The organism is Paenibacillus sp. 2KB_22, assembly GCF_052115745.1.
In the GTDB taxonomy this organism is placed as follows: Bacteria; Bacillota; Bacilli; order Paenibacillales; family Paenibacillaceae; genus Paenibacillus.
Genome location: NZ_JBFRHG010000002.1, coordinates 186,133 through 202,086 on the forward strand (window position 1 = coordinate 186,133; position 15,954 = coordinate 202,086).

At 42.4% G+C, this 15,954-nt stretch carries 7 protein-coding genes; all 7 read left to right on the forward strand.

Annotation, left to right across the window (positions count from 1 at the left end):
* Positions 1–97 precede the first annotated feature (97 nt).
* Complete coding sequence (locus tag AB4111_RS11775; protein WP_442031756.1) at positions 98–1,501, forward strand: extracellular solute-binding protein; 1,404 nt, start codon at positions 98–100, stop codon at positions 1,499–1,501.
* A 227-nt stretch (positions 1,502–1,728) separates the two neighbouring features.
* On the forward strand, positions 1,729–2,676 hold the full coding sequence (locus AB4111_RS11780) for a glycoside hydrolase family 43 protein (RefSeq protein WP_442031757.1): 948 nt from the start codon (positions 1,729–1,731) through the stop codon (positions 2,674–2,676).
* A 23-nt stretch (positions 2,677–2,699) separates the two neighbouring features.
* Positions 2,700–5,093 carry an alpha-L-arabinofuranosidase C-terminal domain-containing protein gene (locus tag AB4111_RS11785; RefSeq protein ID WP_442031758.1) on the forward strand — a complete coding sequence of 798 codons (2,394 nt, stop codon included), beginning with the start codon at positions 2,700–2,702 and terminating at the stop codon, positions 5,091–5,093.
* Positions 5,094–5,114: 21 nt separating this feature from the next.
* The gene (locus AB4111_RS11790; RefSeq protein WP_442031759.1) at positions 5,115–6,521 is read left to right on the forward strand and encodes a glycosyl hydrolase family 28 protein; all 1,407 of its coding nucleotides are present in this window, start codon (positions 5,115–5,117) and stop codon (positions 6,519–6,521) included.
* Between the two features lie 47 nt (positions 6,522–6,568).
* Positions 6,569–7,990, forward strand: a complete 1,422-nt coding sequence (locus AB4111_RS11795; protein WP_442031760.1) for a family 43 glycosylhydrolase — start codon at positions 6,569–6,571, stop codon at positions 7,988–7,990.
* A gap of 40 nt (positions 7,991–8,030) precedes the next feature.
* Positions 8,031–8,963, forward strand: a complete 933-nt coding sequence (locus AB4111_RS11800) for a glycosyl hydrolase (protein ID WP_442031761.1) — start codon at positions 8,031–8,033, stop codon at positions 8,961–8,963.
* 311 nt (positions 8,964–9,274) lie between these two features.
* Positions 9,275–15,883 carry a LamG-like jellyroll fold domain-containing protein gene (locus AB4111_RS11805; RefSeq protein ID WP_442031762.1) on the forward strand — a complete coding sequence of 2,203 codons (6,609 nt, stop codon included), beginning with the start codon at positions 9,275–9,277 and terminating at the stop codon, positions 15,881–15,883.
* Positions 15,884–15,954 lie beyond the last annotated feature (71 nt).

Sequence of the window (15,954 nt, forward strand, 5' to 3'; positions counted from 1 at the left end):
TTTACTCGTGGCGTGTAGAACCGAGACGGAACTCAACTCTTTTGATGAATATCCCAACCCATCAGATCAGGAACTCATCACTTTGAAGGCGTTCACCATGGGGCAACCACCAGCAAGCGGGCTAGATAACTTTTATAAAGAACTCGATGCCCTAACGACTCGTGACTTTGGTATGATTATTCGATTTGATTATATTCCATGGGGAGAAGAGAAGAGTCGTATTGGAAGAGCAATTGCATCAAAAAGTTACGATTTCTACATTGGTGGCTACTGGACTAATTTCAAAGAATATGCCAAGAAGAAAGCCTTTGTCGATCTGACACCATTACTGGATTCCGTGCCAAAACTGGTAGAACATTATGGGAATACTTTAAATCAAGTGAAGTTAGATGGAAAAATATATGGGTTACCTACTATTGGGAAGCCTGGAGCCGGGGGATTCGGTGTATTTTACCGTGAAGACCTACGTCAATTGTGGCATCTTCCCCTCATTAAAGATTTGAAATCACTTGAAGAGTATATGTACAAGGCAAAAGAGGTCTACACTGGTACCCCGATGATTAACGACAAGCGCTATGGTGACGTACTGTGGGAGATGATGACAGGAGGCACATATTTCACTCTTTCTGATTATGCTGTTGTCCCTGTTAATGATCCGTATACGGTGATAAATAAGTACGAAACTCCAGAATACCGTGAGTTATTGGAAAAAACCAAGCAATGGTACGATGACGGTATTGTCGATCGTGAAATCTTAGCTCGTCAAACGAATGAAACCACCAAAACTTTGGAACTCATGAAAGCCGACTTGAAACCCATTGAATTCAACAATCATTTTAGTGCAATTAGTCGTAGTTATATTGGCGTGCTTAAGGAGCGATATCCCGCAAATCAATATGGATGGTTCGATTATCGATATGAATTGTATCCGGATACCATCTTTATGCCAAATATAACGCTAGATTCCACGATGATATCGATCGGGTCTCATTCTCAGCATGCACAGCTAGCTTTAAAATTTTTGGAAAAAGCACATACAGACCAGACATATTATAATCTGCTTCAGTATGGTGTTGAAGGTGAAAACTATCATCTTGTTGATGGAATGATTTCTTATGAAGGAATATTGGATCAGAACAAAAAACTCATATGGCCAGGATTGTCTGATGGATATATGGATCTACCTATAATCCATCCAGATGAGTGGCAACCTATTGTCAACGACCTAGTATACACCAAAGGAGCCGAATTAGCGAAACGTAACGGGGAAGATCCACATGCAGGTTTTATGTTTGATACTTCGGACGTAAACTCAGAATTAAACGCTATGGAAGCTGTTAAGGCACAATACATTCAACCGCTTGCGGTGGGTGTAAGTCATAATGTAGAAAATGATCTGCATGAAGTGAATGAACAACTAATGCTTGCTGGAATTGAGAAGTATTTGGCTGAGCTGCAGCAACAATTGAATCAGTATGCTTACGATAAAACAAAGCACTAACCAAGCCGTTGATGGATCTATTCTTCTAGCGTAGTGGAAAAGTTATATAACTAATTTTATATTTGTTTTTAAAGCCGCTCTCATATTAAGCGGTTTTTTTGTATTCAATTTCGGAAGTACAAGAAATCCAGCATAATTAGGATAGTAATCCGAACTTGCAGTTATTAACATATAATCTGTAAACGCTTTAAACTTGAATGAGTTAAGTATGAATCGGAGGGTTAACAGTGCAGGCTTATTTGTTTGTTCATTTTAAGGAAAAAAGAACACCAGATGGTGAACAGGTTTACTTTGGAGTCAGCAAAAATGGATTTGACTGGGAGGAAGTCAACGGGGGTGATCCCGTGCTGTGGAGCTATTTTGGCGACAAAGGTGTTAGAGATTTTACGATTACTCGAACAAAGGAAGGTAAATTCGTCATTCTGGCAACGGATTTAAGTTTATCCTACGGCATGTTGAATCAATATAACCATTCCTGGGCTAAGGCAGCCAGATATGGTAGTAAGTCGCTTGCAATGTGGCAGTCTAACGATTTGGTGAATTGGTCTGAACAGAAAATGGTTCAGCTTGGGGATGATGATTTTGGTTGTGTTTGGGCACCGGACATCATCTATGACAAAAATAACAATGACTATGTAATTCATTGGTCGTCTTCCCACAGCAGCAACGAATATGGATTTAAAGGAATTTATTATTCACGCACAAAGGATTTCGAAAATTTTAGCAAGGCACAACTGTTGATCAAGAAAGAAGACAGTGGGATTATTGACTCTGCAATGTATGAAGAGGATGGGAAATATTACTTGTTTCTCAAGAGCGAACAAAACCCGGGCAAGATCATATTAATGAAGTCTGACAGCATTACTGGCCCTTTTGAACGCATTCATTCTTTTGACCAGAGCATGGAAACAGTAGAGGCTGGTCAATATGAGGCCCCAACTGCAGTTAGATTAGACGATGGAAGATGGTGTTTATTCCTCGATTTTTATGGATGCTCAGCTGAAGAGCAGGGGTATGTACCGTTTATCGCAGATCGCTTGGCAAATGGGGAGTTTATAAGATCAGACCAATCGTTTACTTTTCCATATGGCTATAAGCATGGAACGATTTTGGCTATCACCATTGAGGAATATGAAAGATTGAAATCATATAAGAAATTACCATCCGAGTATTAAATTAAAGCGAGGGGAAATGACAAATGAGTAACAAAGGAATTATATCAGTTTATACAAAAGAGCAGGGAGCTGCGCTTGGGGATCTCTTCGGTCTGTTTTTTGAGGATATTAACCACGCTGCTGATGGTGGACTTTATGCCGAAATGGTTCGTAACCGTTCTTTTGAGTTCGATCCTATTGATAACAGCGAATATCATAGTTTAACAGCATGGGAGAAAGTCGAGCTTGGTCAAGGCCGTTGTACGCTATCCGTAGAGTCTGGTAATCCAATCCACCCCAATAATCCAAATTATGCTGTGGTTGAAATTTTATCAGCAGGTGAAGGGGTGGGCATCAAAAACATTGGATTCAACACAGGGTTACCTTACCGTAAACATGAATCGTATACCTTCTCAATGTATGCTAAACGAACCGAGAGTTTTGATGAGCCAGTCGTAGTAACTCTGGAAGGAGTAGATGGGAAAATCTATGACCAAGCGGAGATAACAGTTACCTCCCGAGAGTGGATAAAGTATGAAGTCGTTCTCACTTCATCAATGACTGATTTCAATGGTCGTCTAGTGCTAGTAACGAAAGGAAAGAGTAGCCTGTACTTGGATATGATTTCGTTGTTCCCAGTCAACACCTTTTTGAACAGACCCGGTGGACTTCGAGAGGATATTGCAACGATGCTTGCTGATCTGAAACCAAAATTTATGCGTTTTCCAGGAGGTTGCCTGGTTCATGACGGCTCTTTAGATGCAAATGATCGGAATTCCATGTATCGCTGGAAAAATACGATTGGCCCAATCGAACATAGACCTCCACGCAGAAATAACTGGCATTATCATCAGACCCTAGGGCTAGGCTACTTCGAATATTTTCAGTTTTGTGAAGACATCGGTGCGAAGCCAATACCTGTTTTGCCAGGGGGATATGATCCTCACCACCAGCGTATTGTTCCTATTGATGAACTTGGACCATGGATCGATGACGCTTTGGATCTGATCGAATTCGCGTTAGGCGATGATACAACCCCATGGGGAAGCTTACGCGTGCAACTTGGTCATCCCGAACCGTTTCAACTTGAATATATTGCCATCGGTAATGAAGAAACTGGGGAACCGTTTTTTGAAAGGTACACCTATTTTCATAAGGCGATTAAAGAAAAATATCCCAATATTCAGATCATAAATTCCAGTGGTCCTTTTGCAGCGGGCAGTGAATACGACCGAGGATGGCAATCTGCCAGAGAGAATCGATCAGATTATGTGGACGAGCATTACTATATGTCTCCGGACTGGATGCTAGCTCATTATCACCGATATGATTCATTCAAAGCAGATGATCCAAAGGTCTTTTTAGGTGAATATGCATCTTGGGGCAATACGTATTATAACGCGTTGGTGGAAGCTGCTTTTATGACTGGCTTAGAGAAAAACGCCCATGCAGTTGGTCTGGCATGCTATGCACCACTTCTCAGTAATGTTGACTACGTGAATTGGAAGCCAGATATGATCTGGTTTAATAATCATCAGGTGTTTGGCACACCCAACTATTATGTTCAGCAAATGTTCATGCGCCATCAAGGTGATCACTTAGTACGAGTTAGTGCGGAGGGCTTTGATGAACCCAAGCAACCTGCATTCAATCCTGAAAAGTTGGAAGGTAAGCTCCTCGTGGGGGCAAATCTTAATGACTGTGAATATCGTGAAATTCGCATTGTAAATCATGAAACGGGTGAGGAGAGGCTTTTATCAGACATGGTAGAGGTGAGCGAGTCACAGGAAGATCGCCTTCATTCAACTCAGCTTGGACGCAAAATAGAAGTAGGTGAAACAAACTGGAGGAATTATTCTTTCCACACAAAAGCAACTAAGAAAAACGGAATTCGTGGATTTATTATGTATTTCGGGCATCAGGATGAATCCAACTATACCATGTGGGAGGTTGGGAGCTTTACGAATACTGAATCTATGATCCATGCCATGTCAAGTGGAACAAGATCCTGTCTTACGCAAAGCATGCTTAGCATTGAACAGGACGTAGAGTATGATTTGGAAGTTCGTATCGAAGGCCGTACGATAAGCACCTTTATTGATGGCAAGCAGATGAATACAGTCGAGCATATAGTGCCAGTTATTGAGCCTTTGTACTGTTCGGCAAGTATTGAAGAAGTAACAGGAGATATCATTGTTAAAGTTGTCAACGTACAGGACACTCATGTAGAAGCGCAACTTCAGTTTAATGATATAAATCCCGAACACCAATCATTTGATATTTATGAGCTGTCGGGTTATGCGCTTGATGCCGTGAACTCATTCGAAGAGCCAGAAAACATTAAACCAAGTCATAGAGAAGCAAAATTGTCTGGTCCAACATTGAATCATACATTCCCAAAACATTCGTTTACATTATTCCGGATTAAAAAAGACTAAAATGCACGAAAGGGGAAGCCTGTGAGTCAAGTTATAACTTATGATGCCCCAACAGGAGCTAAGTTGCGAGATGATTTTAGTGTCCATGTCCGTTCCCTTGGCGGAGAGTGGCAGAATATATCGGTGTATGAAGTACGAGTTGATATGCATAACGTGCGGGAATCGTCGATGGCTTATTTTGATATGCAGGGAGAGGTTGAGGTTGCAGTGAAGTATCTTGGATCTGATCTCAAAGAAGCTGTGATCCGTCCAGTATCCTCCAATCTTACATTCGAGGTCTCCGACGATACAATAAAGTTTTCACTGAACCACCCTATCAAGCTATCCATTGAATGTAACGGCGATCGATTCGGTAATCTTCATTTATTCGCTAATCCGTTGGAGAAAGAAGTTCCGGTTCCTTCCTCAACAGAGGTACGGCTAATTCGTCCCGGAATTCACCGTGTTCCTGATCTACTTCATGATCTTCCAGGCACACTATATTTTTTACCGGGGCTGCATTATATCGAAGAAACGATACTTCCCATTCCTGCAGGTAAAACAGTGTACCTTGCAGGAGGGGCGGTGCTAGTTGGATCGCTAGTTTGTGAATCTGTACAAGATGTCACTATACGTGGGCGAGGAATGATCTACTTATCTGACTTTCATCGGTTCTCCGCCTTTCGGGGCATCCGGATTGTGCATTCCAAGCACATTTCAGTTGAAGGTATTACCGTTATTGACCCACCACATTACAGTATATTCATTGGTGAATCCTCAAACATTTCAATCAGTAACTTCAAAGCATTCAGTTCAAGGGGATGGTCTGACGGAATCGATATGATGGCCAGCAATCATATCACCATTGAAGATGTATTCATGCGTAACTCTGATGATTGTATCGCCATATATGGTTCACGCTGGAATTTCCGCGGCAGTACAAGCAATATTACAGTTCGTAACTCTACACTCTGGGCAGATGTTGCACACCCTGTAATGATCGGAATACATGGAGATCATGATTTCAACGGCGATATTATTGAGAATTTATGTTTCGAGAATATCGATATTCTAGAGCATCATGAGCCACAGCCCAATTATTGGGGTGCCATGGCCATTAATTCCGGAGACAACAACACCGTGCGAGATGTCATTTTCCGAAACATCCGCATAGAAACGATTGAAGTCGGCCAAATCTTCGATATACGTGTGGTGCATAATCAAGATTACAATCCAGAGCCAGGCCGAAGGGTTGAAAATGTTTTATTATCGGATATTCACTACCTGGGATCAGCGACTAACCCATCGAGGATACATGGCTTTGACGATCAACGAATAGTTAACGGCATTACGATTAAGAACCTTCACATTGGAATGGAGAAGATAACCCAAAGAGACCATCCTGCCTTGGATATTAACTCGTATGTGCAAAATATTAAATTGCTATAAGTGACTGTAATACAGCACTCGCTCGAAATCCCCCTTGGAGGCTAGTTATGTCGCAAATAAATGGAATTCAAGCTTTATTGTCAGGCGATTATCCAGACCCTTCGATTCTCAGAGTTGGAGGGGATTACTATATGACCCATTCTTCATTTCAGTATACTCCTGGACTTCTGATCTGGCATTCTCGAAACCTAATCGATTGGGAACCTATAGGGCATGCTATCTCTTCGAACTTAGGTGGCTCTATTATGGCACCAGATATGGTATACCATGAAGGACTTTATTATATTTACTTCCCGGCGAATGGTAGCAACTATGTGGTTACTGCGGAACACCCTTCAGGTCCATGGACTGACCCCATAGACTTGAAGGTTGGCTACATCGACCCAGGGCATGTGGTCGATCAAGAGGGGAACAGATTCCTGTATTTATCCGAGGGGTACAGAATCCAATTGTCACGAGACGGCTGGTCTACCGTTGGGGATTTAACCCAAGAATATGCAGGTTGGAGATATCCCAAAGAATGGTTGACTGAGGGATTTTATCTTGAGTCCCCAAAGCTTACTTATAAAGATGGCTATTACTACATGACCTGTGCTCAGGGAGGGACTGCTGGACCTGCTACGAGTCATATGATTATCTCTGCACGCGCGAGAACGCTGGATGGACCTTGGGAGAATTCACCCCACAATCCGATTGTTCGTACAAATCATCGCAGCGAAAAATGGTGGTCCAAGGGCCATGGAACACTGGTAGACACACCTGAAGGACAATGGTACATCGTCTATCACGCCTATGAAAAAGGATATCATACTCTAGGTCGACAAACTCTGATTGAGCCTGTAGTTTGGAGCAGCAATGGTTGGTTTACTGCAATTGGACACGTTGACTCAGCAACCGACGATGCAAATAAAAATAAGGACAACTTAGATAGGAACTTGATACAGAAAAACTCGGATAAGTTAGGACTTCACTGGCATTTCTTTGATGGAAGTCGGTTGGAAGAGTATCACATTGAAGACAATGCTATTGTTCTTACGGCTGGTTCCAAAGAAGGATCATGCCCATTATTATGTATTCCTGAAGATCATTCATACACTGCCGAGGTTACTTTGACAGTGGAAGAAGGTACTGAAGGCATGCTCGGATTGTTCTATAAACCTGGATTTCATTATGGGATTGGCTTTGATGGTAAAGAGATTTATGCCTTTCGTAACCATATCCGGAGTGAGCGGACTCCGATTCTCCCTGGTGAACCTGTAAGGCTACGAATCATCAATGACGAGCATCAAATTAGCTTGTCGTACCAAAGTAGTGAAAACAAGGATTGGACTAAACTGGACCACAGCTATGAGATGTCTGGATTTCATCACAATGTTTTGGGGAATTTCCTGAGTTTACGTATAGCGCTAGATGCCATTGGAGCAGGGAAGGTTAAATTTAATCAATTTACGTACCGCCCGGGTATATAAGAAGGTTGCGAAATACTTGAATAAAGAGAGGTTGAATCTCATGAAAGCACCTTTGTACCGCGATCCAATCTTCGACGGAGCAGCAGATCCAGTGATTGTCTGGAACCGAGAAGCACGCGAATGGTGGATGATCTACACGAACAGAAGAGCAACTGCTGAAGGAGAAAGGGTCGCTTGGGTACATGGAACTGACCTTGGTGTCGCTTCCTCGAAAGACGGAGGGAATAACTGGATTTACCGTGGGACGATTCAAGGTTTGGATATTGAATGGGGACGCAACACGTTTTGGGCACCCGAGATTTATTGGCATGACGGAGCTTATCACATGTTCGTCAGTTATATCCAGGGAGTTCCTACCGGATGGGCTGGTAATCGTCGGGATATGTTGCACTATACGAGTTCTAATTTAATCCAATGGACATTCCACTCCAAGCTCAAACTTAGCTCGGATAGGATAATAGATGCCTGTATCCATGAGCTTCCTGGCGGCGGTTTTCGAATGTGGTATAAAGATGAAGCGAACGGTTCTCATACCTATGCTGCTGATAGTATGGATTTGTACGACTGGGAAGTTGTCGGTCCTGTTTTCAACGATTATCCTCATGAAGGCCCAAACGTATTCCTATTCAAAGATAGTTACTGGATGATTATTGACGAGTGGAGAGGACAAGGTGTATTCCGCTCCAACGATTTGAATAATTGGGAGCGAAACGGAATCATTCTTGATCAGCCTGGAATGCGAGAGGATGATGGTACGATAGGTTTACATGCTGATGTTGTTGTGCAGGGTGAGGAAGCTTACATTTTTTATTTCACCCACCCGGAACGAACATTGGAAAAGGAAGGCCTGAAAGAAACGTATGAAACCCGTCGTAGTGTGATACAGGTCGCCCGTCTGGACGTAATAGATGGTGTACTCGTATGTGACCGTGATAAGCCTTTTAAATTGAATTTAACGCCTGAACTTGATTGACGAGAGTTCGTACCATAATAGTGATTCTCTAAGACCGCTCACACATCGAGCGGTCTTTTTTATAGATTATCTACAGTGAGGTCTATGATTTTGAAAACGAAAAAGTACAAGAAATCTTGCATAATTGCGATAGCAAGGACAATGCATAATTTCTAAAATAAGTATGTAAGCGCTTTATTATATAAGGGGAGGTGAACATTGCTAATCATCCTTTCAATTCTTTAGAGTAGTGGCTGGCCTTTCGTTAACAAGTTCAAGGGAATGAAGAGATTCGAGAAGGATGTTTTCAATATGAACACCAGGAGGAAAGAATGAGAACTCAAAAAGGGAATATGCACCGCGCGTTAGCAACATTTGTTGCCTTGGTCTTACTGCTTACAACAATGATACCTTCGCAAGTGGTAAATGCGACATCTACAAAGACTTCCAATGAGACGGAAGACATGACTTTCTATCCATTCGAAGGTGATGTTAATAGTATCGATGGACAGTATAACGGGATCGTATCCGGCACTCCTGCGTATGAAGATGGTCAAGTCGGTCAAGCGATACATTTGAATGGAAAAGATGCTTATGTAAAGCTTCCGGCTGACCATTCATTAGCGAACTATAGTGAAATTACAGTTGCAGCTTGGGTCAATTGGGAGGGTGGTAAAGATTGGCAACGTATTTTCGACTTCGGAAACGGGACTGAACAATACATGTTCCTTACCCCGAAGGCAGGAAATTTTATGCGGTTTGTAATCAAAAATGGTGGTAACGAGCAAATCGTGCAAACCAATTCACTCGCCTTGGGACAGTGGGCTCATGTATCGGTAACCTTGGGAGACGGAAAGGCAAAAATATACGTTAACGGAGAGTTAAAAGCCACTAATGACATCACGATAACACCTGGTGACTTTAAACCTGGAGTCAATTATATTGGCAAGAGCCAATTCTCCGCTGATGCATTGTATAGTGGATTGATTGATGAGTTTCAGATTTACAATCGTGCCTTGGATGAAGACGCGATAAAGACGGTGTACAACGATAGTCGAACTCAAACAGAAAGATCCTCCACGCAATATCCATTAGATGAGAACGTCGACAGCGCAGATGGAACGGCTAACGGAACTGTGTCTGGAACTCCTAGTTACACTGATGGTGTAGTCGGAAAAGCAATTTCGCTAAATGGAACAGATGCATATGTGACACTCCCATCCAATCGGAGCCTTTCAGCCTCGGATGAAATGACTATTTCCGCTTGGGTTAACTGGAAAGGGGGCAAGGATTGGCAGCGTATCTTTGATTTTGGTACAGGAACGAATCAGTATATGTTCCTCACCCCTAAAACAGGTAATAATATGAGGTTTGCAATTAAAAATGGCAATAGCGAGCAAATGGTACAAACGACTGCGCTTCCTGTAAATCAATGGACGTATGTTGCTGTAACGCTTGGGAGTGGTAAGGCGACATTGTACGTGAATGGTAAACTACAGACATCCAGCGACGTCTCGATTAAACCGAGCGATATCAAGCCAAGTCTCAACTATATCGGAAAGAGCCAATTTGAGGCAGATGCATTGTTCAGTGGACTGGTTGATGAATTCCATATCTACAACTATCAATTAAGTGAAACTGATATCCTTACCGAATATAAATCTTCCAACATTAACGCTACCCTCGGAGAAGCAAGTAGAATCATTGCTAAGGGACAACAATACTACTCCGATGAGACATGGAACCACCTCTTGGAAGTATATGAGCGTACGAAAGCGTTAGTTGATGATTCTACTGCTTCGCATGAGGCCATCGATAAAGCAGTCGAGGAACTTATCACTGCTATTCAGAATCTGGCAGAGCCTTTACCTATTTTTATCAATAATACAAATACGCAACTTGCACATCCTGCAATTAGTGTTGCACCGGACGAGTTACTGCGCGTTCGTCAACATATCCAGAACAAAGAACAGCCTTGGTATGACTATTATACGAACTTTGCAAAAAGTGAGTTTGCCTCAAAAAGTTATGCTATTCGTAATGATAAGAATCCGAATGCGGACCTCGATCATCTGGTACCTAACTTCTCCTATGATAGTTATAATACAAACCTCTTTAATAATCAGATGACACAAGATGCAACTGCAGCGTATTATCAATCAATTATGTATTTTATGACAGGGGACTATGCATATAGAGAGAAAGCTCTGAGGATTATTAAACTTTGGAGTGATTTAGACCCTTCCAAAGCGAAATATGTTACAGATGCCCACATACATCAAGGTCGCCCTATGTATTACATGAACGCTGCTGCAGAATTGCTGCGTTATACAAGTTCCCCTCGTGAAGAACTCAAGTGGAAGGATGAATATTCACAAAAATATAGTGATAATTTTCAAAAACCTGCACTTCGTCTTTGGATGGAGAACAAGACAAACTGGATGAATCAGCATCAGACGTCCGTAATGGGTACGCTGTCCTCTTATGTATTCATGGATAGTAGGGAGGATTATGAGAGAGTGTTGGAGTGGGCAACGGTTAATGCGAGCACCCCAGCTGAACATGCCTATCATAACGGGGCAATAGCCAATGCCATGTTTGAATTTACCGAGGACAGTAAAGGGAATGTGCTGGATGAACCTGTCGTAGCAGTGAAAGAAATGGTCAGAGACCAACCGCATTCCTATGACAACGTTATTAATTTGGCCATTCTGGCTGACATCATATCTGCCCAAGGTACGTTGCTTGATCCTGTCAAAGGTACCGCAACTAAGTCCAATGGCGGCGTAGATGTATATTCTTTCTTGGGAGACCGCTTGCTCAAGGGAACTAACTTTTACTACAAATATAACCTTGGCTACGATGTGCCTTTTAACGATGGTAAAGGAGCTGGAGTTAGCGCAGACCGGCGTGGACGTCTCTCGGGGCGTGATGACTTTTACTATATTTACAAATATGGAAAGGGATATACAGATGATAATCCAGACTTCAAATACCTTTCCGAAGCTTTAAATCGATATTGGGATGTTTATGGGTTAACCGTCAACGATGCGTGGCTAGATATTCCAGATGGTGCTTTAGGTACAGCTGCTCCTGAAGTTGTGGATCATGAGAACGGCGGAACGGTGCCTTACGAACTTGAAAAACGGTACACACCTTTTGATGATGGGATTACAAGGACTGAACAATCAATCCGTGTGGAAACCAAACAATCAGGGGCACAAATGGCTGTTTACGGACTAGGATTATGGCGCAATGGAGATTTGGCATTACGTATCAAGAGTAACGGATTAAATACTTTGTCCCTTCAGTCAAATATCGATCAAGATCCATTCACCACGGTAAAATTGCCTGATACTGGTGGAGAATGGCAGTATGTTATTTTCAATCTAGCCAATATTCCTGATGCTGCTTTTCAAGCAGACTCTATGATTTATTTTAACGTCTCTGGTGAAGAAGGAGGACTTGTGGAGCTTGATCATCTTCTACTCAATAGTACAACAGTTAAAGCTCCGCTATTCAAGGGGAAGGTAAACTCACTTCACCTCGATGCTTATTCGTCATCGCAGATAAGATACGATATTTCTAACCCTACAACTAATTCAGGACAGAATATTACGTATAGTATAGTTGGAGATAGTGGTGGATTTGTAAGCGATAGCGACTTGAGAGTCGATGAACAAGGCATTTTATCAGCGAACCTTCCAGCATCCATCTCTAGCGGAGATTACTCCTTCTATGTCACGGCATCCAATGGGACTGCTGTTAACGTGCTGACTGTCACTGTTACTGTCACTGGTAACTATAGCTCAGCATTAGAGAATGTGACAGAGAATTACGATCCGGATCAAAAGTATGAAACTCCTAGTTATCTCGTATTCCACGAGAAATATGATGCAGCAAAAGCACTTGTAAATTCTAGTGATGCTGTCGCTCAGTATCAAGCACTGTTGGAACTGAAGGAAGCGGCCCATGGACTTCGGCTTTTAAATCCCTTGCTTTCGGATGGAGCTCTTGATTTATCTGGCATTGCCATTGGTGCACCCGACAGCGCCAACCTTAATCCTTCTTTGTTAGTGGACTTCCTCGGTACAGGTACCGGAGCGATCTGGATTGCGGGAAACAAAATGTTTACGATCGACTTTGGAGAAGAGTTTAGGGTGAAACCTAGTAGTGTAACAATGATGCCAGACATGGTGTTTCCGGCAAGGTCAGAGGGGGCAATTATCCTTGCATCCAACGATTATGTCAACTGGGTAGCCATATCTGAAGACATTTCGGAATTAACAACCAATTGGACTACCTATACGGTCAAGGAAGAGTATAAGAATACGGGATTCCGATACTACCGTATGAAGGATGTTACAGCTGGTGTATTAAACAAGGACGATTATACAGAGGATCAGCCTTTTGTCATTTCTGAACTGCATATATTTGGTGATCGCTACGAAACCGGGCACGCAGTGAATGAAATTCAACTCAATGTTCAAAATACTGCACCTGTTCAAGATATTTTGGATATTCCGCCAAGGGCTGTCATTGGAGATAAAGTAATTCTCTCGTTTAAAGCGGATAGCGATATCAGTAATATCAAAGCGACTATCCAAGGTGAGCCAGTTAATGTAACGGACAATAATGACGGCTCTTATACAGCAGAGTATGTTGTTCATGCGGGATCGAAATCAGGGTACGCTGCTATTTCAATTGATTATGATTTTGCAGATGGAACTCATGCGGAAACCTTGTACAGTTATCCGGAGGAATTTATCACCAACATGAATGACGTCGAGGTTGGCCAAAAAGTGTTAATCTCCAATACCTCAAATGAAATTAATGTAGCAACGGAATCTCTTTTTACTGGCTCAGATAATACACTTGAAGAAGCTGAGAAGGCTTATTTGTTTGATGGGAAAATCTCGACTTTTGCTGATGTCAGAGCTGGAGGATCCGGGTATGGGTATTATTCGCTTGATTTCGGCGCACAGAATAGCTTAAAGAAGATGCAACTTGAACGTTTTGAAATCCTGAATCGTAGCGGATTGCCGGCAAGAGCATCAGCTGTAAGTATTAGTGCTTCTGTCGACGGGGTGACATGGAGAACAATTACGGAAGTATCCAAGTTCTACAATTATGATACATGGCAATCTGTTGAGGTAATGGAGCAATATAAAGATGTTTCCTTCCGATATTTCCGTATCAATGGTGGAAACTGGTTTGGGAATATTTCAGAGTTGCGTTTGTTTGGAGAGGTCGGTGAAGACTTAGAGGAATTCGATCCTACGTACACAATTACGACAACGACAAGTGATCCTGAAGCAGGGACAACGTTAGTGTATGTTAATCCGAACGGCCTTCCTCCTGCTCCTGAACCAAGTGGTGAAGAAGGAACAACTTTAACGGTAAATGGTGATCAAACAGCAGTGACGGTTGTAGCCAAGGCAGCACCAGGCTATGAGTTTGTAAAATGGGTAGAGACTTCCACTCCGTATGAAATAACGGCAGATTATTTGTGGACAGAGTATCCTAAGTTTAATCTGACAACTTATGCTGGAGGATATCTGGGAGGAGCTAAGTTTTATAATGTAGTCAGAGACTGGAACTTGAAGGCTGTTTTCAGGAAAACAGACGAGGAATCATTGAAATTAACAACTGAGCCGGCTAAACCCGATGGAAAAGATGGCTGGTACATCTCGCCAGTCACGTTGACTCTCTCTACTGAAGCACAAGCTGAAACTAGTTTGGATAATGGAAACACCTGGGAGGATTACAGTGCACCAATTGTCCTTGATAATGAAGGAATTCACCAGGTACTGTATCGGACCGCTAATAGCAAAGATGAAACTAAATCCCTTGAACTCAAGATAGACCTTACAGCTCCAGAAGTAGCGATTGATGGCAGTGAGACGTTCACCATTGATCAAAAGACAAATATCACGTGGAGTACAAAAGACGATGTATCTAGTGTTACGGATACGACATACAATGAATCTCTTGTTAACGTTAATGCATATACACTTAACCCAGGTATTCATACTTTGACCATTGAGGCAGAGGATGCAGCTGGACACCGAGGGTTTGCGGAGTACTCATTCAATATAGTTGCCACGTTTGAGAGCTTATCTGCGTTAACGGGTACGTTTGCAGCCGAAGCCGAGATGTCGCATAAAGATATAGAGGAGCTTCAGCAGCAGTTGAACACTGCAAAACTGAAGGCGGAACAACACAAAGGTGAAGAAGCTCGTCAAGTGCTACAAACGTACATTAGTAAAGTAAATGACCTAAGCGGTAATGTATTTGAGTCTAATGAGGCAGAAATTCTTGTACGGTGGGCTCAATGGTTACATGAACTTACCCCGCTTGCCAGTAGTGTGCCAGGAAAACCTGTGCTATCAAGCAACAATGGACATGAATATGGAATAAAAGATGGAAACTACACTATTACAACAAACTTATGGTGGGGAAATAATGGTACAACATTCAAACTATACGAGAATGGTGTTCTCATTCAAACGGAGACGTTGGCAGATCATTCGCCGGCAGCTCAACTTTTAAAGACAGAGATTACCGGAAAAGAAAACGGGACGTACACGTATACTGCGGAGTTGACAAATAACTTTGGTACTACAACATCCGATCCTCTGGTCGTTTCAGTTACAGACGCTTCTCCGGGCGTACCAGTGCTATCCCACGACAATTGGGATGAAGATGACAATTACGTTATCGCGATGAATCTTTGGTGGGGAACGAATGGTTCCGAATACCGACTATTTGAGAACGATGTGCTGATTGACACCCAGTCGCTCAACAAAGCTACTCCTAACGCTCAAAAAGCAAGTACTCAAATTACCGGAAATGCCCCAGGGGTTTATAAATATCGCGCAGAGCTGATTAATTCAGTGGGCGAGACCTCTAGTGAAACAATTACAGTCACAGTTAAGTAAGGAATCTTGAGAATGATGCAGTTCAAGCAGAGGTTAATCTGCTTGAACTGCAAGATTGTTTATAGGAAATA